Origin of the sequence: Pseudomonas sp. SWI36, assembly GCF_002948105.1 — a bacterium.
GTDB classification, from domain to species: Bacteria; Pseudomonadota; Gammaproteobacteria; order Pseudomonadales; family Pseudomonadaceae; genus Aquipseudomonas; species Aquipseudomonas alloputida.
Genome location: NZ_CP026675.1, coordinates 1673496 through 1692844 on the forward strand (window position 1 = coordinate 1673496; position 19349 = coordinate 1692844).

Here is a 19349-nt window from a genome sequence, read left to right on the forward strand (position 1 = left end):
TTCGCGGGCAAGCCCTAATGCCAGTCAGTTAACGTTTTCCGGCTTGATTGGGGCTGCTTTGCAGCCCTTCGCGGGCTTGCCCGCTCCCACAGGGATCGCGCTAGCTTTTAGAAATTGAGCAAGACAGTTGGCTCACACAGGTACGGGGTAATATTCCGGGTAGCGATACCTGTTCGACTGCCCGGCTGCGCATGCTTTGAAAAGCTGCTCCGCAGTATCTTGAAAGGATTTCGTGGGGAGAGAGAACTGTGTTGCAGGGCACAGTTCAGCGGTGGAGCAAGAATTGCCGGGGCCGCCTTGCGGCCCTTTCGCGACACAAGGCCCACACACAGGGCGTGGAATACTCGAGCATCGTGCTTCCATTCGGGCCTTAATGTTCACGAAAGGAGACGAATTCAAGCTGAATTAGTGCCGATCTTGCAATTATTCAAGGCCTGTCGAGTGGCTCTGGAATGAACCCCTGCTCCCTCAGTGCCTTGATGACCCCACGTACCAGATAATTGTTGGAAAAACCAATGGTGTATTGCCTCGAACCTGGGTTGATTGGCAGAAGCATGCCTTGCTCTACCAGGTTCTTGATCTGATAAGTCCGTTGGTTAGCCGTGAGCGCGGGGAGTGCCTGAGCAATGTCACTCGATTTCACGACCTTCAGCTTTATGACGCTGACCAGAATCTGTTCCTCGGTCTCGGTAATCCACTCTCGACTGCGTGCAAAACTCACCGCCGGCAACAGAATGCATTTCGTGAGGTAGCCATAGTCGGTGAGCTTGTCCACCTTCTCCAATTCGTCGCGGATGCCCTGCAGCACATAGGTACACCATGCCTCCAGCCCTGCTGTGGTGCCAGTATCGGCAAGCCCCAGCATGGTGTAGTACTTGTCCCGGTCATTGCAGAACACCGCAGTAGGGTTGAGCACCCGACCACCCGTGTTCACGTTGAAGCCGTACTTCATCAACAGCGCATAGGTCAGCAGCCTTACCACCCGCCCATTGCCATTGCCGAATGGGTGAATCCAACCGAAACGGTGGTGCGCCAGGGCGACCTTCATCAGCGCGTATTTAGGGGAATCGTCGCGATTGATGAAGCTGACCAACTCCTGCATGTACTGCGGCACCAGCACACCTTCTGGAGGCAGATGCTCCGCCTGTGCGATCCTGACCGCCCCTTCCCGGTAGGCGCCTGGCGTTTTATCGCCTTCACGCCGTAACCCCATTACGGTCATGGCGTGCAATTCTCGGATCGTATGCTCTGTCAGGTCTGCACCAGGCTTGATCACCTCTTCGATGTAATCCATCGCCTTTTCGATGTTGGCAATTTCCAGCAACTGATCGGTGCTCTCGGCCTTCCCTTCGACTTTGCTGTCGATGTAGTCGGCCAGTGTGGTGTGGTTGCCCTCGATTCGAGCAGACCCCAAGCTCTCCAGCGTGTGGAACAGCGACTTCAACTGAAAGAACACCTGAGGTGGAGTGTCCCCTTCCAGCCTCAGCCTGCGCAGAAATTCGAGCTCGGCCAGAACGTCAACCAGCGGCGAGTCGAAGGACGGGTTCAATAGCTGCAGGTCGTGGTGAGAAAACTGGGGCATCTCAAAATTATCTCTAAACGGGAAAATCATTATCTAGAAAAATTTCGGTTCTCACCCCGTAAACACTGGCCAAAACCTGATCGACAGCTAACCACTATCTAAAAATACGTGCAACCCTAAGTGGAAAACTGCGAACCGTTAAGTCAAAAACACGCAGATCCCTGGGGAAAAAAGCGGGATCGAGTAGGAGGCGGGCTCACACCCGCCGTCCTCTCACACCACCGTGCGTACGGTTCCGTACACGGCGGTTCAAGCTATGCGGCTAAGCCGGTTGATCGTATCCAGTATCGAGACCAGTCCGAGTCGATCCCATAGCTTCTTCGGCAGCGCCTGATTCATATGTGGCGCCCCCGAGTTCCACCACGGGCCTCGGCCGTTACAGACCGATTTACAGGCACGCTCTTCGCTTAAGCCCAGACGCATCAGGTTGCGCGCCCTCGTAGAGGGCTGCTTCCATTGGCGCCAGATGGCACAGCGGAGTTTGTGCCTGATCCAGCCATCCAGTTCCTCAAGTGGCCGTTTGCTCTGGCTAAGCTTGAAGTAACCCGCCCAGCCTCGCAGGACAGGGTTTATCCGCTCGATGGTATTCGTTATCTTGCGACCCCGTGCACCGCGTAGCAGCTCTGCGAGCCGGTCGCGCAGGCGACCCAGGCTCGTCGTTGCCACCCGCAGCCTTGGCTGCTGATGCCAGCTCATCCCATAGCCCAAGTAGTCACACTTCCAGGCTCTCGCGACTCGACTCTTCTTCTGATTCACCGTCAGTTTCAAACGTTGATTCAGGAAGCGTTCGACACTGGCCAGTACCCGTTCGCCCGCCCGAGGACTGCGCACATAAATGTTCGCATCATCGGCGTAGCGCACGAAGCGATGACCCCGCCGCTCCAATTCGCGGTCGAGCTCATCCAGAAGGATATTCGACAGCAACGGCGAAAGCGGGCCGCCTTGCGGCGTCCCCTCCTGCCGTGGGCTGACGACACCGCCCGACATGATCCCGGCTTCAAGGTAGCGGCGGATAAGCCTGAGTACGCACTTATCTTTGACCCGGCGCTCGATACAGGCCATCAGGATGTCGTGGTTGACTCGATCGAAGAACTTCTCCAGATCGATTTCCACGCACCAGCGGTGTCCCGCTGTCACATGAGCACGAGCCATCTCGATGGCTTGATGCGTACTTCTGCCCGGACGAAAACCATAGCTGTAGTCCGAGAACAGTGGGTCGAAGATAGGTGTGAGCTGCTGCTGCAGTGCTTGCTGGATCAGGCGATCCACGACGCTGGGGATTCCCAGTTGCCGTGTGCCGCCCTGCGGCTTGGGAATTTCAACCGCTCGCACTGCTTGGGGCTGGTATTCACCGGCCAGTAACCTGACCTTGAGGGTTGGCCAATACTGTCTCACGTAGCCCGCCAAGTCAGCGACCGTCATGCCATCAGCACCCGGAGCCCCCTTGTTGCTAACCACGCGTTGATACGCACGCCTGAGGTTGGCCGGTGCAAGCACCCGCTCCATCAGCGTGTCCGGCTCCGCGTTCGTCCACGTCGCTGACGCCGCCGGCACCTTTGCACTGTCAGGCATCACCCTCGGCTTCTGGCCGGGATTCGGAGTGACAGATTCCGTTGTAGGAAATTTCTGCATTACGGCTACCAACGAGACAGTGACGCCTACTAGCGGCATAACCTGTTCGGCCCTTGGTGGCGCGGTTATCCGCCACTTACTACGGCTTCGGCTGACTTCTGCACGTTCATCCCGTCGCCTCTCGACGCTCGGTAGCACATCGGCAAACGTGCAGATCTCCCAGGGTAATTCGCGCGACCTTCCTGCTTATGCCTGTCGGATTTACGTCACAGCGCCCCGTGCAAGTATTGGGCTTTGGCGATTGTTGCCGCCTGACCCCGCTGTGCCGCCTGATCCGCTTCCTGTTCGTCAGGCCAGCATTTTGCCTCGGGCTTCCTTCAGATTCGCGGTCACCCGCGACACCCTTGCCTCCGGCTAACACTTCCCCTTGCCGGGTGTGTAGAGGACTTTCACCTCCAAGTCACCCGCTCGGCCACCACAGCCAAGCAGGTTGCGCTTACGCGCAACGCGCCATGCCTGGCGCACAACAAAAAAGCCCGCACAAGGCGGGCTTCTATTGGTGCCAGGTAGCGAGAAATCGCCATAGGCCAACTGATTCTGGTGCCGGAGACAGGAATCGAACCTGCGACCTTCGCGTTACGAGTGCGCTGCTCTACCGACTGAGCTACACCGGCGTGTAGCGCAACGTACCACTGCTCACACCCGTAACGCAAACCCCTGTTTCCGCTGGTTTATTGCCCTGCCCTCAAGCCCCCTTGCACCCTTTGGGCGCCAGGTCTTCCTCGATGTCGGTCGTGCACGCCCAGCCGCTGGCCGAACGCGTCAGGGTCAGGGCCTTGCCCAGCGCGTTGGCCGGCGCATCCACCAGGGTGCAGACAATGCTGCCGCTGCCATCCGCGGCCTTGCCGCTGGCCGTGATCGCACAATGCGCCGTCGCCGGCTGGCCACCCAGGGCGGCGACATCCGCTACATCCTTTCCATCATTCAGCCGCAGATCCATCGCCGTCTTCAGCGCGCTGATCTCCAGCAACCCGGCCGCGGCCTTGGAGCGTGCCTGGTGGTTGGTGTACATCGGTAAGGCGATGGTCGCCAGAATGCCGATGATCGCGACGACGATCATCAGTTCGATCAGGGTGATACCGCGTTGCCCTTTCATGAACGTAGTTCCTTTTTGATTCGCTTACACATTGAGGTCAGTTGCGCCCCAACCGGCAGCGGCGCAGTAGGCCTGAACAGACACCTTTTGTCACCCCTGCCCGCACGGGCGTCATCTTCGCTGAACTACTCTAGTGAGCATCACGGACGCGTGCCCTTGCATGGACGCGGCAAGCTGTTTCCAGGCTTGTCGCCAGGGCTGAACAAGGACCTTTGCATGACTTCATCTTCACTTCTCTACCGCTGGCACGGCACCGACGCCAACGGCACGCCGGTCAGCGGCCAAACACCCGGGCGCAGCCCGGCTTATGTGCGCGCCGGGCTGATTCGCCAGGGCATCACGGTGGCGAGTTTGCGGCCGGCCAGCGGGCTGGCGTTCAGCTTGCCAAAGCGGCGCGAAAAGGCTGACCCGGCGGGGTTCAGCCGGCAGTTGGCGACGTTGCTCAAGGCCGGGGTGCCGCTGCTGCAGGCGTTCGAGGTGATGGGCCGCAGTGGTTGCGATGCGGCGCAGGCGGCGTTGCTGGAAAGATTGAAACAGGATGTGGCCTCGGGCCTGGGGTTGGCGGATGCATTGCAGCGTCACCCGGCATGGTTCGATGCGCTGTATTGCAACCTGGTACGGGTGGGCGAACAGTCCGGTACGCTCGACCGGCAGCTGGAGCAGCTGGCCGGCATGCTGGAACAGCGTCGGGTGCTGCACAAGAAGGTGCGCAAGGCGATGATCTACCCGCTGCTGCTGTTGCTGACCGGGCTGGGGGTGTCGGCAATCTTGTTGCTGGAGGTGATTCCTAAATTCGAGAGCATGTTCTCGGGCATGGGCGCGGCGTTGCCGGCATTTACCCAATGGGTGATCAACTTGTCCACAGGGCTGAGCCGGTTTGCGCCGCTGCTGCTGGTGATGGGCTTGGTGCTGGGTGTTGCCGTGCGCCAGCTTTACCGGCAGCACGCGCCAGCGCGCCTGTGGATATCTCGGCGGGTGCTGGGCTTGCCCGTGTTTGGCAAGTTGCTGGGGCAGGCCGCGCTGGCGCGGTTTGCGCGCAGCCTGGCAACGTCCTACGGCGCCGGGGTGCCGTTGCTGGATGCGCTGGGGACGGTGGCGCGGGTAACGGGTGGCGACCTGCACGAACAGGCGGTGTTGCGGCTGCGCCAAGGCATGGCCAATGGACAAGGGCTGAATCAGGCGATGGCCGGTGAACCGCTGTTTCCCCCCTTGCTGGTGCAGTTGACGGCCATCGGTGAATCCAGCGGCACGCTGGACCAGATGCTGGAAAAAGCCGCCAGCCATTACGAGGAGCAGGTCAGCCAGGCGCTGGACCAGTTGACCAGCCTGCTGGAGCCGGCCATCGTGCTGATCCTGGGCTTGCTGGTGGGTGGCCTGGTGGTGGCGATGTACCTGCCGATCTTCCAGTTGGGTAGTTTGATCTGAACATGACTTTATGGGCTTTGCTGGCTGAACAGCCAGCGTACTTCCTTACTTTCGCCACGGTGCTCGGCCTGCTGGTGGGCAGTTTTATCAATGTGCTGGTGTATCGCCTGCCGATCATGCTGGAGCGGCAATGGCAGCGTGAGGCGCAAGAGGTATTGGGGCTGCCGACCACGCAGCACGCGCGTTTCGACCTGTGCCTGCCCGCCTCCCGGTGCCCACACTGCGCGCACCGGGTTCGTGCGTGGGAGAACATTCCGGTCATCAGCTACCTGGCCTTGGGCGGGCGCTGTTCGTCCTGCAAAAAACGCATCAGCCTGCGTTACCCGGTAGTGGAAGTGGCCAGCGCGCTGCTGTCGCTGGTAGTGGCCTGGCGCTTCGGCGCTTCGGTAGAGGCGTTGGTGGCTCTGCCGCTGACCTGGTGCCTGCTGGCGCTGAGCCTGATCGATGCGGACCACCAGCTGCTGCCGGATGTGCTGGTGCTGCCGACCATGTGGCTAGGGCTGATCGTCAATGCCTTTGGTATCCATGTGGCCCTGGCCGATGCCCTGTGGGGCGCAGTGGCCGGGTATCTCACCCTGTGGACGGTGTACTGGGTGTTCAGGCTGGTCACCGGCAAGGAAGGCATGGGCTATGGCGATTTCAAGCTGATGGCGCTGATCGGGGCATGGGGGGGTTGGCAGGTGCTGCCGTTGACGCTGCTGTTGTCGTCGGTGGTGGGGGCGCTTGTTGGCCTGTGCCTGCTGCGTTTTCGCCGGCATGCCTTGGGCACGGCAATCCCGTTTGGCCCTTATCTGGCAATTGCGGGGTGGATTGCCGTGCTCTGGGGTGATGAAATATACGCCTCATACATACAACTGCTTGGATACTGATGACCACTGCGGCCTTTACCCCCTGGATTCTCGGCCTGACCGGCGGCATTGGTAGCGGCAAAAGCGCCGCTGCCGAGCGCTTTGTCGAGCTTGGCGTGCACCTGGTCGATGCCGACCAGGCGGCGCGCTGGGTTGTCGAACCTGGTCGCCCGGCCCTGGCCAGCATCGTCGAGCGCTTCGGCCCGGGCGTGCTGCAGGGCGACGGCCAGCTCGATCGTGCCGCCCTGCGCCAGCTGATATTCACCGACCCGGCGCAACGCAAATGGCTGGAACAACTGCTGCACCCGCTGATCGGTCAGGAGATTTTCAGCTATCTGGCCAAGGCGCAGTCGCCTTATGCAGTCTATGTGTCGCCGCTGCTGATCGAATCGGGCCAGCACCACAAGACCCAACGTGTGCTGGTGATCGATGCGCCGCAGGACCTGCAAATAGCCCGTACCCTGGCGCGGGACAACACCAGTGCCGAGCACGTGCAGGCCATTTTGCAGGCGCAGTTGGCCCGTGAGGATCGCCTGCGCCATGCCGATGATGTGGTGGTCAACGACGGCGACCTGGCCGCGCTGCATGAGCAGATTGACCGCCTGCACCACTTTTACCTGACTTTGAAAGGAGGCCAGCCATGAGCCAGCCATTGACCGTCGATTGCCCGACCTGCGGCGCGCCTGTGGAATGGAGCGAAAAAAACGCGTTCCGACCGTTTTGTTCGGACCGTTGCAAGCTGATCGACCTGGGCGCCTGGGCAGCCGAGGAGCACAAGATTGCGGGGTCGGAAGAGTCCGAAGATGAGCTGTATTCGGGGGACCTGGAGCCGCGGCATTGAGCTGATCCAAAAATACAACGCGGGCCCACAACCCGCGCGGTACCTGTGGGAGCGGGCAAGCCCGCGAAGCAGGCGGCGCAGTGGATGGCACGGGCTTCGCCCGTGTTCGCGGGCATGCCCGCTCCCACAGTGAGAGTGCAACCGCTGAGTGCTGTGCATTACCCCCGAAGAGGCCGGCACAGCCACCACACATTCACCGCTCATCTTCCTTCCAGGGCGCCTGCAGATACCGTGTGCGGTTGAAGGTTTCCAGCCACTCGGGGCAAAACACCACCAGCGCACTGATCACCATGCCGTTGATGAACGCCTCGGGGAACATCATCAGCCACAGGTAGCCAACAAAGTCGCTGAGCCACTCCGGCAGGGCAAAACGCCCGTCCAGCCACAACACCCCTAGCGCTGCGGGGACGCAAATCAGCACAGTCAGCGCTGCCGGAAAAAAACCCGAACAAAAGATGTAAACAAACAGGTTTCGGGGCTGGGCACGCTCCACCAATAGCGCGCACACCTCGGTAATCAGCACCGGCAAGCCAACCAGCAACAAACCATTCACCCCCAGCGCCGCCAGGTCCTGACGCCCCAGCGCCAGCAAGCCGAGCTGGGCCATGAACCCACCCAGCACCGCCAGCGGCCAGTCCAGCAACAGGGTGACCGCCGTCATGCCAATAAAGTGGTACGACACCCCGGTATCAAAGTCGCGCCGCACCAGCCACAGCGCAAACAGGCAGAACACCGTGCCAAACAGCAAATGCTGGCGGCGCCGGTCGGTAAACAGTTCAACCCAGCGAACCCGGCTGACCGCCCAGATCAGCAACGGCACATAACCCAGCCAGCCAAGGGTAAGGGTGGTGCCGGATAACACCTGCGCGCTGATCACCTGAACAATACCCTTTGCGGCCATGTGGATAAAACCGAGTCTACACCCATTCTCCCATTCCTTCGGCTGCGGTAGGCTGACGCTTCCATTCGATGCAGGAAGCATTGGTCATGCAGGAAGGAACCAACCCCGCCCTGCTACTGGCAGCGGCACTCAACGCCATCATCGGCGTAATTCACCTGGCCATCATCGCCGTGGGGCCGCGTTGGTACCGATTGTTCGGGGCCGGTGAGCGCATGGCGGTGGCCGCCGAGAAGGGCCGCTGCTACCCGGCGCTGATTACTGCCGCCATCGCCTGCGTGTTGCTGGCCTGGTCGGCCTATGCGCTGTCGGCTGCCGGGGCGATCGGGCGGCTGCCCTTGCTGCTGCCAGTCATTTGCCTGATCACCCTGGTGTACTTGCTACGCGGTCTGCTGGGGCCAGTATTGCTGGCGGGCACCGGGCGTTCGCAGCGTTTTATCGTGGTCAGTTCGCTGATCTGCCTGGGCTTTGGCGTGGTACATCTGGTCGGGCTGGTGCAGCAGTGGCCAGTGCTGGGCTGATTCTCACGCTTAAACAGCATCTTACCGTCATCGATTAGCGGCTAAGCTTGTCTGCATGGATGACTCAGACTACCTGCGCCTGCTTACCATCCAGGCCGAACAAGCCAATGCCTTTCTCTCCAACGCCCGTAAGTGGGAGCGGGAGCGTTGGGTGTGCCAGCGCCTGTTGCAGGGGCTGAACATTCCCTACCGCAGCGAGGACTTCACCCCGGCGGGGCAGGAGCCGCCAGACGTGCTGTTCCGCGACGCCGCCTTCGAGGTGTTTTTCGTGCTCGACGAGGGCCGCCGGCTGAACGATGAATGGCGCGAGGAGCTGCAGCGGCGACGCAGTGCGTTTTCCCTGGCGCAGCTGGTACGCCGCGAAGCACGCCCACGGCGCATCAGTGCCACCGAACTGCTGGGGCGCCTGGCGCCCACCTTGCGCAAGAAGGCGCACAATTACCGGGAACGCGGGCTGGAGCTGAACGAGCTGGACATCATCGCGTTCTCCAGCCTCAAGCGCGAAGTGCTCGACCTCAACACCCACTTCCCGCCGCCTACCGAATACCTGCGCCAAGGCTGGCGTTCGCTGTCGCTGGTCGGGCCAACCTTTGCCCGGGTACTGTTTGCCCACCCCGATGCGCCGGATTTCCTGCGCGGCAACCTGGGCCGCAGCATCGTCTTCGACGTAGGCATCAGTCTTTGATCCAGTGCAGCGACTGTTTGCGATGGCGTACACTCGGCGCCAGGGATAGAAAGCATTATCATTTGTTTCAAGCGCCTGCGCGAACGCTGTAGCGTTTGCGCAGTCACAAACGTCTACCTGACGAGGCCCACCATGACCAGTCGCCTGAACCCGGAAGATCAGCGTCGTGTCGATGAGTATCTGCGAGCCCCCCAGCACCAAGTCGAGCGCAGGCCCTTCCGGCCGTGGCTGCTCCTTGTGCTGGTGCTGGCCGTGACCATCGGGTTGGGTCTGATCAGCCGCCTGCTGAGTGGACTGGTGCTATGAGCTGCTTCGCGCTCGCCCTCCCCTCGTGCAGTTTGCGGCCGGCCCCCAGGGCCACGAATTCCGTAAACCTTATGAGATATTCCCATGACTCATCGCATCGTGATTGTCGGCGGCGGCGCCGGCGGCCTGGAACTGGCGACCCGCCTGGGTAAAAGCCTGGGCAAGCGCAAGCAGGCCGAAATCACCCTGGTCGACACCAACCTCACGCACATCTGGAAGCCACTGCTGCACGAAGTGGCCGCCGGCTCGCTGAACTCCTCGGAAGACGAACTGAACTACGTGGCTCAGGCCAAGTGGAACCACTTCAATTTCCAGCTGGGGCGCATGAGCGGCCTGGACCGTGAAGGCAAGCAGATTCAACTGGCTGCCACCCTCGACGAAGAGGGCCGCGAGCTGCTGCCTGCGCGCACCCTGGGCTACGACACCCTGGTGATTGCCGTGGGCTCCAACACCAACGACTTCGGCACCCTGGGCGCAGCGCAGCACTGCCTGTTCCTGGATACCCGCAAGCAGGCGGAGCGTTTCCACCAGCAACTGCTGAACCACTACCTGCGTGCCCACGCCGGCGACGTGGCCAGCGAGAAAATCAGCGTAGCCATTGTCGGCGCCGGTGCCACCGGTGTAGAGCTGGCGGCCGAGCTGCACCACGCTGCCCACGAGCTGGCGGCCTATGGCCTGGACCGCATCCAGCCCAAGGACATGCACATTACCCTTATCGAGGCGGGCCCGCGCGTTCTGCCAGCGCTGCCGGAGCGCATCAGCGTACCGGTTCACAAAACCCTGGAAAAACTCGGGGTGAAGGTGATGACCAACGCCGCGGTCAGTGAAGTGACCGAGGACGGCCTGAAAACCAAGGACGGTGAAGTGATCCAGGCCAGCCTGAAGGTGTGGGCAGCCGGTATCCGCGCGCCAGGTTTCCTCAAGGACATCGATGGCCTGGAAACCAACCGCATCAACCAGCTGGTCGTGCGCCCTACCCTGCAAACCACCCGCGACGACAACATCTTTGCCTTCGGTGACTGCGCCGCCTGCCCGCAACCTGGCAGCGACCGTAACGTGCCGCCGCGCGCACAGGCGGCGCACCAGCAGGCTTCGATGCTGGCGCAAAGCCTGAAGGCGCGCCTGGAGAACAAGGCCCTGCCGACGTACGAGTACAAGGACTATGGCTCACTGGTGTCGCTGTCGCGCTTCTCGGCGGTGGGCAACCTGATGGGTAACCTGATGGGCAGCGTGAAGCTGGAAGGCTGGCTGGCGCGGATGTTCTATGTGTCGCTGTACCGCATGCACCAGATGGCGCTGTACGGGTTCTTCCGCACGGCGTTGATGATGCTGGGTAGCAAGATTGGCCGGGGTACCGAGCCGCGCCTGAAGTTGCACTGACAGGCGCCCCCATGCCCTGTAGGCGCGGGTTTACCTGTGAATGCGATGGTGGCTGCGCTGCCGTATTCGCGGGTGAACCCGCTCCTACAAAGGGGCGGTGTGGCAAATAGATGCAGGTGGGATTGCACCGATGGGCGCATTTTTCGGGGCAAAAGAAAAAGGGCATCTCATGCGAGATGCCCTTTGTTCATGGTGGGTCGTGTAGGATTCGAACCTACGACCAATTGGTTAAAAGCCAACTGCTCTACCAACTGAGCTAACGACCCAAAAATGGTCGGGGTGAGGGGATTCGAACTCCTGACATCCTGCTCCCAAAGCAGGCGCGCTACCGGACTGCGCTACACCCCGAGTGTTTCAAAAAAAAGGGCATCTCTTTGAGATGCCCTTTTCTACATGGTGGGTCGTGTAGGATTCGAACCTACGACCAATTGGTTAAAAGCCAACTGCTCTACCAACTGAGCTAACGACCCGGAAAATGGTCGGGGTGAGGGGATTCGAACTCCTGACATCCTGCTCCCAAAGCAGGCGCGCTACCGGACTGCGCTACACCCCGAGATTGGCTCCGCGACCTGGACTCGAACCAGGGACCCAATGATTAACAGTCATTTGCTCTACCGACTGAGCTATCGCGGAACTGAACTTCGGTACAACTCCGAAGACTGTGTTCGCTTCGGACTCTTTAGCTTCTTCGCTTTCGCGTTGCCGCTGCTGAGGCCGGCTATTCTACATTCTTCGTTTTGCTTGTCAACCACTTTTTTTCATTCAACTTACTGATTTGTAAGTTGTTTTGCGATTACCGATGTTGCTGGTGATTCGCTTAGTGCCTGACAACGCGGCGTATATTAGGGGCACTCTAAATTTGATGCAAGCAAAAATTTCAAAAATTTCAGACGGTTATCCAAGATTGGCGCAAAGGCCCGAAATAGCTGGGCTGTGCCGGCCCTTTCACGGCTAAACCCGCGCCTACGAGGGGCTGCAGAGCCTGCAAAAATCTGCGCAGAGTTGGCCGCGAAGGGGCCGGCATGGGCAACAGGCAGAAAAAAGCCCCGCAAACGCGGGGCTCATGGTGCAACACAATCAGCCGAAGACGATTTCGTCGCCTTCCACCTTGGCGGTGATCGCCGTACCGGGCAGGAACTTGCCGGCCAGAATCAGCTGCGCCAGCGGGTTCTCGATCCAGCGCTGGATCGCCCGCTTCAGCGGCCGCGCGCCGTACACCGGGTCGTAACCCACGGCAATCAGCTTGTCCAACGCCTCTGGGCTCAGGCTCAGCGACAGTTCGCGCTCCAGCAAACGGCTGCGCAGGCGGCCGAGCTGGATTTCGGTAATACCGGCAATCTGCTCGCGGCCCAAAGGCTCGAACACCACCACTTCGTCGATGCGGTTGATGAACTCGGGACGGAAGTGCGCCCCCACCGCATCCATCACCGCCGCACGCTGTGCCTCGCGGTCACCCACCAGTTCCTGAATCTGCGCAGAGCCCAGGTTGGAAGTCATCACGATCACGGTGTTGCGGAAGTCCACAGTGCGCCCGTGGCTGTCGGTCAGGCGGCCGTCTTCCAGCACCTGCAACAGCACGTTGAACACATCCGGGTGGGCTTTTTCCACCTCGTCCAGCAGCACCACCGAGTAAGGCTTGCGCCGCACGGCCTCGGTCAGGTAACCGCCCTCTTCATACCCTACATAGCCTGGTGGTGCACCGATCAGGCGCGCTACGGAGTGCTTCTCCATGAATTCGGACATGTCGATGCGCACCATCGCCTCTTCGGTGTCGAACAGGAACTCGGCCAGCGCCTTGCACAGTTCGGTCTTGCCCACACCGGTCGGGCCGAGGAACAGGAACGAACCACTTGGCCGGTTCGGGTCGGACAGCCCGGCACGTGAGCGGCGTACGGCGTTGGCTACGGCGGTTACCGCCTCGCTCTGGCCAATCACGCGCTGGTGCAGCAGCTCTTCCATCTTCAGCAGCTTCTCACGCTCGCCTTCGAGCATCTTGGCCACAGGAATGCCGGTCCACTTCGACACCACTTCGGCAATTTCTTCCTCGGTGACCTTGTTGCGCAGCAACTGGTTGTCGGTCTTGCCGTGCTGGTCGACCATCTGCAGGCTGCGCTCCAGGTCCGGGATCACCCCGTACTGCAGTTCGGCCATGCGGTTCAGGTCGCCTTTGCGACGGGCGGCTTCCAGCTCCTGGCGAGACTGCTCGATCTTTTGCTGGATCTGCGCCGAGCCCTGCACTTCAGCTTTCTCCGAAGCCCAGATTTCTTCCAGGTCGGAATACTCACGCTCCAGCCGCTCGATTTCCTCGGTCAGCTTCTCCAGGCGCTTTTTCGCCGCTTCGTCTTCTTCTTTCTTCAGCGCCTGCGACTCCACCTTCAGCTGGATCAGGCGGCGATCAAGGCGGTCGAGCACTTCCGGCTTGGAGTCAATCTCCATGCGGATGCGGCTGGCCGCTTCGTCGATCAGGTCAATGGCCTTGTCCGGCAGCTGGCGGTCAGTAATGTAGCGGTGGCTGAGCTTGGCCGCAGCGATGATTGCACCGTCGGTGATGGCCACCTTGTGGTGCACTTCATAGCGCTCTTTCAGGCCACGCAGGATGGCGATGGTGTCTTCCTCGCTCGGCTCCTCGACCAGCACCTTCTGGAAGCGGCGCTCCAGGGCGGCGTCCTTTTCGATGAACTGGCGGTACTCGTTCAGCGTGGTGGCACCTACGCAATGCAGCTCGCCGCGGGCCAGGGCCGGCTTGAGCATGTTGCCGGCGTCCATGGCGCCCTCGCCTTTGCCGGCGCCGACCATGGTGTGCAGTTCGTCGATGAACAGGATGATCTGGCCTTCCTGCTTGGACAGTTCGTTCAGCAGGCTTTTCAAGCGCTCTTCGAACTCACCGCGGTACTTGGCACCGGCAATCAGCGCGCCCATGTCCAGCGCCAACAGGCGCTTGCCTTTGAGGCCGTCGGGCACTTCACCATTGATGATGCGCTGGGCCAGGCCTTCGGCGATGGCGGTTTTACCCACGCCGGGCTCACCGATCAGCACCGGGTTGTTCTTGGTACGGCGTTGCAGCACCTGCACTGTGCGGCGGATTTCATCGTCACGGCCAATGACCGGGTCCAGCTTGCCCTCTTCGGCACGCTTGGTCAGGTCGACGGTGTATTTGTCCAGCGCCTGGCGCGATTCCTCGGCGTTGGCGTCATTCACTGCCGCGCCGCCACGCAGGTTGTTGATGGCATTTTCCAGCGCTTTCTTGCTCACGCCCTGGCTCAGCAGCAGCTTGCCGAGCTTGCTGTTTTCGTCCATGGCGGCCAACAGCACCAGCTCGCTGGAAATGAACTGGTCGCCCTTCTGCTGCGCCAGGCGGTCTGCCTGGTTAAGCAGGCGTGCCAAGTCCTGCGACATGTTCACGTCGCCGGTAGGGTTCTGTATTTTCGGCAGTTGGTCGAGTTCTTTCACCAGCCCCTGGCGCAGGCCATTGATGTCGAAGCCTACCTGCATCAGCAGCGGTTTGATGGAGCCACCCTGCTGTTCGAGCAGCGCCTGTAACAGGTGCACGGGCTCGATGGCAGGGTGGTCCATGCCAACGGCCAAAGACTGGGCATCGGATATTGCAAGTTGCAGCTTGCTGGTTAAACGGTCTATTCGCATGGTGTACCTTCCTTTAAAGGGCAGGTCGGAGCGATGGACAGCGCCTGTTTATAAAGAAACCTGCCTGAGATGACTTTATAGATAAGGCTGATTCTGGAAGATTCAAGCGTAGCGGGGTTGACCAAAGTCAACCTGTTGGATTAATGGGGGCCATTCGCGGGCATGCCCGCCCCCACAGTTACACCACCGGTTTCAACGTTTGCGGAATCTCTGTGGGAGCGGGCGTGCCCGCGAAGAGGCCGGTACAGGCTAGCGCGGGTCCAGCCAGACCAACGATGCAAAACGCCCCCCCTGCGGGGTACGGCGATAGGAGAAGAACCGCGCATCACTGACCGTGCACAAGCCACCGCCATAAACAGCAGTCACGCCACGGGCAGCCAGGCGAATACGCGCCAGCTCATAGATATCCGCCAACAGCTTGCCTGGCCGTTCGCCGTCGACGAATGCCCGAGCTGCTTGCGGGTGCACGGCGGTAAAGGCATCACGCACTTCCAGCCCCACTTCGAATGCTTGCGGGCCGATGGCAGGCCCCAACCACACCAGCACCTCTTCTGGCGGCAGCGCCAGCCGGTCCAGCGTGGCTTCCAGCACACCACCCGCCAGCCCGCGCCAGCCCGCATGCGCCGCCGCCACGCGGGTGCCGGCACGGTCGCAGAACAGCGCAGGCAGGCAATCGGCGGTCATCACGGTGCAGGCAATACCAGGCTGGCGGGTCCAGCTGGCATCGGCCTCGGCCACCACGGTCGGGTCGGCATCCGCCACCACCCGCCCATGCACCTGCTTGAGCCAGGCCGGTTGGATGGTGAACTGTTCGCTCAGGCGGCGGCGGTTCTCGGCGACCGCGGCAGGGTCATCCCCAACATGGTCGCCGAGGTTGAAGGTTTCATAGGGCGGCAGGCTGACGCCGCCCTGACGGGTGGTGACACAGGCGCGGACCGAAGCCGGGGCCGGCCAGTCGGGGAACAGCAACGCCTGCGTCAGGTCACTCATCCGATGAAGCTCTCGCGGTCCTGGTTCAGCAGCGACAGCAACCAGACGAAGTCATCCGGCAGTGGCGATTCCCACTTCATGACTTCACCGGTAATCGGGTGGGCCAAGGCGAGGAAACGCGCATGCAGCGCCTGGCGCGGGAAAGTCTTGACCGCCTCGACCATGGTCGGGCTGGCAGCGGGCGGAATACGGAAGCGCCCGCCGTACGTCTGGTCACCAACCAGTGGGAAACCCACGTGGGCCATGTGCACGCGAATCTGGTGGGTACGGCCGGTTTCCAGCTTGACCCGCACATGGGTGTGCGAGCGGAAGCGCTTGAGTACGCGGTAGTGGCTGACCGCCGGCTTGCCGCCGTCAGTTACAGCCATGCGCTGGCGCATGCCGCCGTGGCGGCCGATGGGCGCGTCGATCTTGCCACCGGCAGTCACCACGCCAATCACGATGCACTCGTAGATGCGGCTGACCTTGCGGGCCTGCATCTGCTCGACCAGCTTGGTCTGCGCCTGCAGGGTCTTGGCCACCACCATCAGGCCGGTGGTGTCCTTGTCCAGACGGTGCACGATACCGGCGCGCGGCACGTTGACGATGTCTGGCACATGGTGCAGCAGCGCGTTGAGCAGGGTGCCGCTGGCATGCCCGGCCGCCGGGTGCACAACCAGCCCGGCAGGCTTGTTGATCACCAGGATGTGGTCGTCTTCGTAGACGATATCCAGTTCGATATCTTCTGCGATCCACTCGCCCTGGGCCTCTTGTTCGGCCTCCAGGGCAAGCAGAGAGCCACCATGAACAAGGTCTCGAGGGCGCACGACTGCACCATCGACCGTCAGGCGGCCCTCTTTGATCCACGAAGTTAGCCGCGAACGCGAGTACTCGGCGAACAATTGGGCGGCGACCTGGTCGAGGCGTTGGCCGCCCAGTTCGGACGGTACCTCTGCGCTAAGTTGAATGATCTCGGACATGCTCGATTCGGCGGGCGCACAGCCTTTGGTTTCGGCTGCGAGCTTGTGGTTAAATACGGCTTCTTTTGTCCCGGGGTTGGCCGGGGCGCTCATCATAACAGGACGGCACCGCCCAAGACAGCGGCCGTCAAAGGGACGCAAGCCGCCATGCGAGTGAAACACCTGCTGCTGATCGCCATCCTCGGGCTTACCGCGGCCTGTTCCTCTAATAAAGAGGTCATTGACGAGAACCTCAGCGAGGCCGAACTGTACCAGCAGGCCCAGGCTGATCTGGACAACTCCAGCTACACCAGCGCCGTGAACAAGCTCAAGGCCCTGGAGTCGCGCTACCCGTTCGGCCGCTATGCCGATCAGGCGCAGCTCGAGCTGATCTACGCCAACTACAAGAATTCCGAGCCCGAGGCCGCCAAGTCGGCCGCCGAGCGCTTCATCCGCCTGCACCCGCAGCACCCGAACGTCGATTACGCCTACTACCTCAAGGGCCTGACCTCGTTCGACCAGGACCGTGGCCTGCTGGCGCGCTTCCTGCCGCTGGACATGACCAAACGTGACCCGGGCGCCGCCCGCGACTCGTACAACGAGTTCGCCCAGCTGACCAGCCGCTTCCCCAACAGCCGCTACGCGCCAGACGCCAAGCAGCGCATGATCTACCTGCGCAACCTGCTGGCTTCGTACGAAATCCACGTGGCCGACTACTACCTGAGCCGCCAGGCTTATGTAGCGGCTGCCAACCGTGGCCGCTACGTGGTCGAAAACTTCCAGGAAACCCCGTCTGTCGGTGACGGCCTGGCGGTGATGGTCGAGTCGTACCAGAAGCTGCACCTGGACGAACTGGCCGCCACGAGCCTGGAAACCCTCAAGCTCAACTACCCAGACCACCCGAGCCTGGTCGATGGCGAGTTCCAGCCCAAGCAGACCGAGTCTGACGGCCGCGGCTGGCTGTCCAAGGCCACCTTGGGCCTGATCGAAACCGAAACCCCGCTGCCGCCAGGCGAAACCCGCGCCAACCAGGACGTGGTCAAGCAGTTCCAGGACGCGCGCGACGAGATGCCGCGAGAGCTGCTGCCTAAAGACGAGAACGGCGACCCAATCGTGCCGGAAGGCCCGAAAGAAGCCGAGAAAGACCGTTCCTGGTTCAGCTACATGACCTTTGGTCTGTTCGACTGACCTTCAGCGGTGAATGAAAGGGAGGCCTTGGGCCTCCCTTTTTTATTGGCCGCGTCCTAGACTGTCGGCTTCTTCAATCGACAAGCTGGACATCATGGTTCGCCTACTTTTCTGGATCGCCCTGATCGCCGCCGCGTTCTGGCTGTGGCGCAAGTACAAAGTCAGCCAGCAGTCGCACCCCGAAGCGAAGCTGGATGCGCCGCTGAAGATGGTGCGCTGTGCCCATTGCGGCGTGCACCTGCCCAACGACCGGGCGCTGCAGCAGGGCAATGAGTGGTATTGCAGCCAGGCCCACCTGCAGCAGGGCCCTGGCCACCAAGGCTGAACACGATGTCTGTTCAATCCTGAAACCAATTCGAAATCTGTGGGAGCGGGCTTGCCCGCGAAGCAGGCACCACGGTGTATGGCACCGGCTTCGCCGGTGTTCGCGGGCACGCCCGCTCCCACAGTTTTTATCTGCAATTTCGTGTTCCACATATCCCTCCCCGACCCTTTCACACCATTTACGACCCCTCCCCCACCACCAGCATTGACCCATCCGGCCAAAATTCGCTAAATCCTATTTATCCGCATAAATATGAAAAATAGCGAAATGCTCAAACCCAAACGCAAGCGCCAGAAGCTGTCCGATGTGATCGTCGAATCAGTCAAGCGCTCGATCGTCACCGAAGCGCTGCACCCTGGCGACCGCCTGCCCACCGAGCGGGAGCTGATGGAGCATTTCGAATGTTCCAAGGGCACCGCCCGCGAAGCCCTCAAGGCGCTCGAAGTAGAAGGCCTGGTCAGCACCCGCACCGGCCCGACCGGGGGCGCCTACCTGAACGAAGTGGGCACCGAGCCAGCCAGCCGCGCACTGCGCAACTACCTGCACTTTCAGCACCTGGACGGCGAACAGGTGTACCAGCTGCGCAAAGTCATCGAGGTAGAACTGGCGGTGTCGGTGATGGGCAAGCTGAGCGAAGCCGATTACGCCGCACTGCAGGCCAACATCGACTTCTGCAGCGCGCCGGAAGACAGCGAAGAAGGCCAGCGCGAACAGCGCCTGGCGGAGCTTGAATTCCACACCCTGCTGGCCAACCGCTGCCCCAACCCGTTGCTGCGTTTCATGGCGGTGTTCCTCAACGACCTGCTGCGCGACCTGGTGGTGCTGAAAAAGGCCTACCTGCCCAAGCGCCAGCAGTTCGCCGCCGCCAACATCGACTACCACAAGCAACTGCTGACCGCCTTGCGCGCCAGCGACGAACCCGCCGTACGCCGGCTGATGCACGAACACATGTGCGACGCCGAGCACCACATGACCGCGCTGGAAGGCGAGGTTGCCCGTAACTTCCTGCTGGAGTTCGATCACCACCACTGATGCGCCTGTAAAGAGGCCTG

Annotated in this window: 18 protein-coding genes and 6 tRNA genes; 11 read left to right on the forward strand and 13 right to left on the reverse strand. The window is 61.3% G+C overall.

All coding sequences use genetic code 11. The features are described from left to right. Positions 1–427: 427 nt before the first annotated feature. The 4 genes from C4Q27_RS08140 to C4Q27_RS08160 all read right to left on the reverse strand — a co-directional run bounded on the left by C4Q27_RS08140 (position 428) and on the right by C4Q27_RS08160 (position 4310). A complete protein-coding gene (locus C4Q27_RS08140) occupies positions 428–1582 on the reverse strand; it encodes a Fic family protein (protein WP_104886722.1) in 1155 nt (384 codons plus the stop codon). Between the two features lie 249 nt (positions 1583–1831). After that, complete coding sequence (gene ltrA, locus C4Q27_RS08150) at positions 1832–3253, reverse strand: group II intron reverse transcriptase/maturase (protein ID WP_104886724.1); 1422 nt, start codon at positions 3251–3253, stop codon at positions 1832–1834. 499 nt (positions 3254–3752) lie between these two features. Further along, positions 3753–3828: transfer RNA gene (locus tag C4Q27_RS08155), tRNA-Thr, on the reverse strand. Between the two features lie 71 nt (positions 3829–3899). Next, on the reverse strand, positions 3900–4310 hold the full coding sequence (locus C4Q27_RS08160; RefSeq protein WP_012051131.1) for a pilin: 411 nt from the start codon (positions 4308–4310) through the stop codon (positions 3900–3902). Between the two features lie 216 nt (positions 4311–4526). Here C4Q27_RS08160 and C4Q27_RS08165 point away from each other — a divergent pair, with 216 nt between their 5' ends. Genes C4Q27_RS08165 through yacG form a run of 4 tightly spaced genes read left to right on the forward strand, consistent with a single transcriptional unit; the run spans position 4527 to position 7424 of the window. Continuing rightward, on the forward strand, positions 4527–5735 hold the full coding sequence (locus C4Q27_RS08165; protein ID WP_104886725.1) for a type II secretion system F family protein: 1209 nt from the start codon (positions 4527–4529) through the stop codon (positions 5733–5735). Between the two features lie 2 nt (positions 5736–5737). After that, the gene (locus C4Q27_RS08170; RefSeq protein WP_104886726.1) at positions 5738–6604 is read left to right on the forward strand and encodes an A24 family peptidase; all 867 of its coding nucleotides are present in this window, start codon (positions 5738–5740) and stop codon (positions 6602–6604) included. Then, positions 6604–7227: a dephospho-CoA kinase gene (gene coaE / locus C4Q27_RS08175; RefSeq protein WP_104886727.1), complete on the forward strand. Its 624-nt coding sequence runs from the start codon at positions 6604–6606 to the stop codon at positions 7225–7227. The genes C4Q27_RS08170 and coaE overlap by 1 nt, the downstream gene beginning before the upstream one ends. Further along, entirely contained in the window at positions 7224–7424 is a 201-nt protein-coding gene (gene yacG / locus C4Q27_RS08180; RefSeq protein ID WP_010951889.1) for a DNA gyrase inhibitor YacG, read from the forward strand. Before coaE ends, yacG begins: the two co-directional genes overlap by 4 nt. A 193-nt stretch (positions 7425–7617) precedes the next feature. Here yacG and C4Q27_RS08190 read toward each other — a convergent pair whose 3' ends face one another. After that, entirely contained in the window at positions 7618–8325 is a 708-nt protein-coding gene (locus C4Q27_RS08190; RefSeq protein ID WP_020190540.1) for an energy-coupling factor ABC transporter permease, read from the reverse strand. A gap of 86 nt (positions 8326–8411) precedes the next feature. Here C4Q27_RS08190 and C4Q27_RS08195 point away from each other — a divergent pair, with 86 nt between their 5' ends. From C4Q27_RS08195 to C4Q27_RS08210, 4 genes are all read left to right on the forward strand, one after another. Beyond that, positions 8412–8843 (forward strand): hypothetical protein, encoded by a 432-nt coding sequence (locus C4Q27_RS08195; protein ID WP_064492471.1) that lies wholly within the window; start codon positions 8412–8414, stop codon positions 8841–8843. 55 nt (positions 8844–8898) lie between these two features. After that, on the forward strand, positions 8899–9528 hold the full coding sequence (locus tag C4Q27_RS08200) for a DUF1780 domain-containing protein (protein WP_003247546.1): 630 nt from the start codon (positions 8899–8901) through the stop codon (positions 9526–9528). A 132-nt stretch (positions 9529–9660) separates the two neighbouring features. Further along, on the forward strand, positions 9661–9834 hold the full coding sequence (locus C4Q27_RS08205) for a DUF3094 domain-containing protein (RefSeq protein ID WP_008091951.1): 174 nt from the start codon (positions 9661–9663) through the stop codon (positions 9832–9834). Positions 9835–9918: 84 nt separating this feature from the next. Then, complete coding sequence (locus C4Q27_RS08210; RefSeq protein WP_003247549.1) at positions 9919–11214, forward strand: NAD(P)/FAD-dependent oxidoreductase; 1296 nt, start codon at positions 9919–9921, stop codon at positions 11212–11214. 190 nt (positions 11215–11404) lie between these two features. Here the strand turns inward: C4Q27_RS08210 and C4Q27_RS08215 are convergent. The 8 genes from C4Q27_RS08215 to rluD form a co-directional block, all read right to left on the reverse strand. Then, positions 11405–11480 (reverse strand) — tRNA-Lys (locus tag C4Q27_RS08215). Between the two features lie 5 nt (positions 11481–11485). Beyond that, positions 11486–11562, reverse strand: a tRNA-Pro gene (locus tag C4Q27_RS08220). A gap of 46 nt (positions 11563–11608) precedes the next feature. Beyond that, positions 11609–11684: transfer RNA gene (locus tag C4Q27_RS08225), tRNA-Lys, on the reverse strand. Between the two features lie 6 nt (positions 11685–11690). After that, positions 11691–11767: transfer RNA gene (locus C4Q27_RS08230), tRNA-Pro, on the reverse strand. Positions 11768–11771: 4 nt separating this feature from the next. After that, a tRNA-Asn gene (locus C4Q27_RS08235) sits at positions 11772–11847 on the reverse strand. 444 nt (positions 11848–12291) lie between these two features. Continuing rightward, a complete protein-coding gene (gene clpB / locus C4Q27_RS08240) occupies positions 12292–14856 on the reverse strand; it encodes an ATP-dependent chaperone ClpB (RefSeq protein WP_010951887.1) in 2565 nt (854 codons plus the stop codon). Between the two features lie 249 nt (positions 14857–15105). Next, positions 15106–15846, reverse strand: a complete 741-nt coding sequence (gene pgeF, locus C4Q27_RS08250; RefSeq protein ID WP_010951886.1) for a peptidoglycan editing factor PgeF — start codon at positions 15844–15846, stop codon at positions 15106–15108. Continuing rightward, on the reverse strand, positions 15843–16805 hold the full coding sequence (gene rluD, locus C4Q27_RS08255) for a 23S rRNA pseudouridine(1911/1915/1917) synthase RluD (protein ID WP_003247554.1): 963 nt from the start codon (positions 16803–16805) through the stop codon (positions 15843–15845). The genes pgeF and rluD overlap by 4 nt, the downstream gene beginning before the upstream one ends. 147 nt (positions 16806–16952) lie before the next feature. Between rluD and C4Q27_RS08260 the strand changes: the two genes are divergently transcribed. The 3 genes from C4Q27_RS08260 to C4Q27_RS08275 all read left to right on the forward strand — a co-directional run bounded on the left by C4Q27_RS08260 (position 16953) and on the right by C4Q27_RS08275 (position 19329). Beyond that, positions 16953–17972 carry an outer membrane protein assembly factor BamD gene (locus C4Q27_RS08260; RefSeq protein WP_003247556.1) on the forward strand — a complete coding sequence of 340 codons (1020 nt, stop codon included), beginning with the start codon at positions 16953–16955 and terminating at the stop codon, positions 17970–17972. Between the two features lie 94 nt (positions 17973–18066). Further along, positions 18067–18297: a PP0621 family protein gene (locus C4Q27_RS08265; RefSeq protein WP_014589594.1), complete on the forward strand. Its 231-nt coding sequence runs from the start codon at positions 18067–18069 to the stop codon at positions 18295–18297. A gap of 267 nt (positions 18298–18564) precedes the next feature. Beyond that, on the forward strand, positions 18565–19329 hold the full coding sequence (locus tag C4Q27_RS08275; protein ID WP_020192253.1) for a FadR/GntR family transcriptional regulator: 765 nt from the start codon (positions 18565–18567) through the stop codon (positions 19327–19329). Positions 19330–19349 lie beyond the last annotated feature (20 nt).

Excerpts from the sequence above, each read along its gene's own strand:
- yacG (WP_010951889.1), top strand. The coding sequence starts at position 7,224 with ATGAGCCAGCCATTGACCGTCGATTGCCCGACCTGCGGCGCGCCTGTG.
- pgeF (WP_010951886.1), bottom strand. The coding sequence starts at position 15,846 with ATGAGTGACCTGACGCAGGCGTTGCTGTTCCCCGACTGGCCGGCCCCG.
- C4Q27_RS08205 (WP_008091951.1), top strand. The coding sequence starts at position 9,661 with ATGACCAGTCGCCTGAACCCGGAAGATCAGCGTCGTGTCGATGAGTAT.
- C4Q27_RS08160 (WP_012051131.1), bottom strand. The coding sequence starts at position 4,310 with ATGAAAGGGCAACGCGGTATCACCCTGATCGAACTGATGATCGTCGTC.
- C4Q27_RS08260 (WP_003247556.1), top strand. The coding sequence starts at position 16,953 with ATGCGAGTGAAACACCTGCTGCTGATCGCCATCCTCGGGCTTACCGCG.
- rluD (WP_003247554.1), bottom strand. The coding sequence starts at position 16,805 with ATGTCCGAGATCATTCAACTTAGCGCAGAGGTACCGTCCGAACTGGGC.
- C4Q27_RS08265 (WP_014589594.1), top strand. The coding sequence starts at position 18,067 with ATGGTTCGCCTACTTTTCTGGATCGCCCTGATCGCCGCCGCGTTCTGG.
- ltrA (WP_104886724.1), bottom strand. The coding sequence starts at position 3,253 with ATGCCGCTAGTAGGCGTCACTGTCTCGTTGGTAGCCGTAATGCAGAAA.
- C4Q27_RS08165 (WP_104886725.1), top strand. The coding sequence starts at position 4,527 with ATGACTTCATCTTCACTTCTCTACCGCTGGCACGGCACCGACGCCAAC.
- clpB (WP_010951887.1), bottom strand. The coding sequence starts at position 14,856 with ATGCGAATAGACCGTTTAACCAGCAAGCTGCAACTTGCAATATCCGAT.
- C4Q27_RS08275 (WP_020192253.1), top strand. The coding sequence starts at position 18,565 with ATGCTCAAACCCAAACGCAAGCGCCAGAAGCTGTCCGATGTGATCGTC.
- C4Q27_RS08200 (WP_003247546.1), top strand. The coding sequence starts at position 8,899 with ATGGATGACTCAGACTACCTGCGCCTGCTTACCATCCAGGCCGAACAA.
- C4Q27_RS08140 (WP_104886722.1), bottom strand. The coding sequence starts at position 1,582 with ATGCCCCAGTTTTCTCACCACGACCTGCAGCTATTGAACCCGTCCTTC.
- C4Q27_RS08195 (WP_064492471.1), top strand. The coding sequence starts at position 8,412 with ATGCAGGAAGGAACCAACCCCGCCCTGCTACTGGCAGCGGCACTCAAC.
- C4Q27_RS08190 (WP_020190540.1), bottom strand. The coding sequence starts at position 8,325 with ATGGCCGCAAAGGGTATTGTTCAGGTGATCAGCGCGCAGGTGTTATCC.
- C4Q27_RS08210 (WP_003247549.1), top strand. The coding sequence starts at position 9,919 with ATGACTCATCGCATCGTGATTGTCGGCGGCGGCGCCGGCGGCCTGGAA.
- C4Q27_RS08170 (WP_104886726.1), top strand. The coding sequence starts at position 5,738 with ATGACTTTATGGGCTTTGCTGGCTGAACAGCCAGCGTACTTCCTTACT.
- coaE (WP_104886727.1), top strand. The coding sequence starts at position 6,604 with ATGACCACTGCGGCCTTTACCCCCTGGATTCTCGGCCTGACCGGCGGC.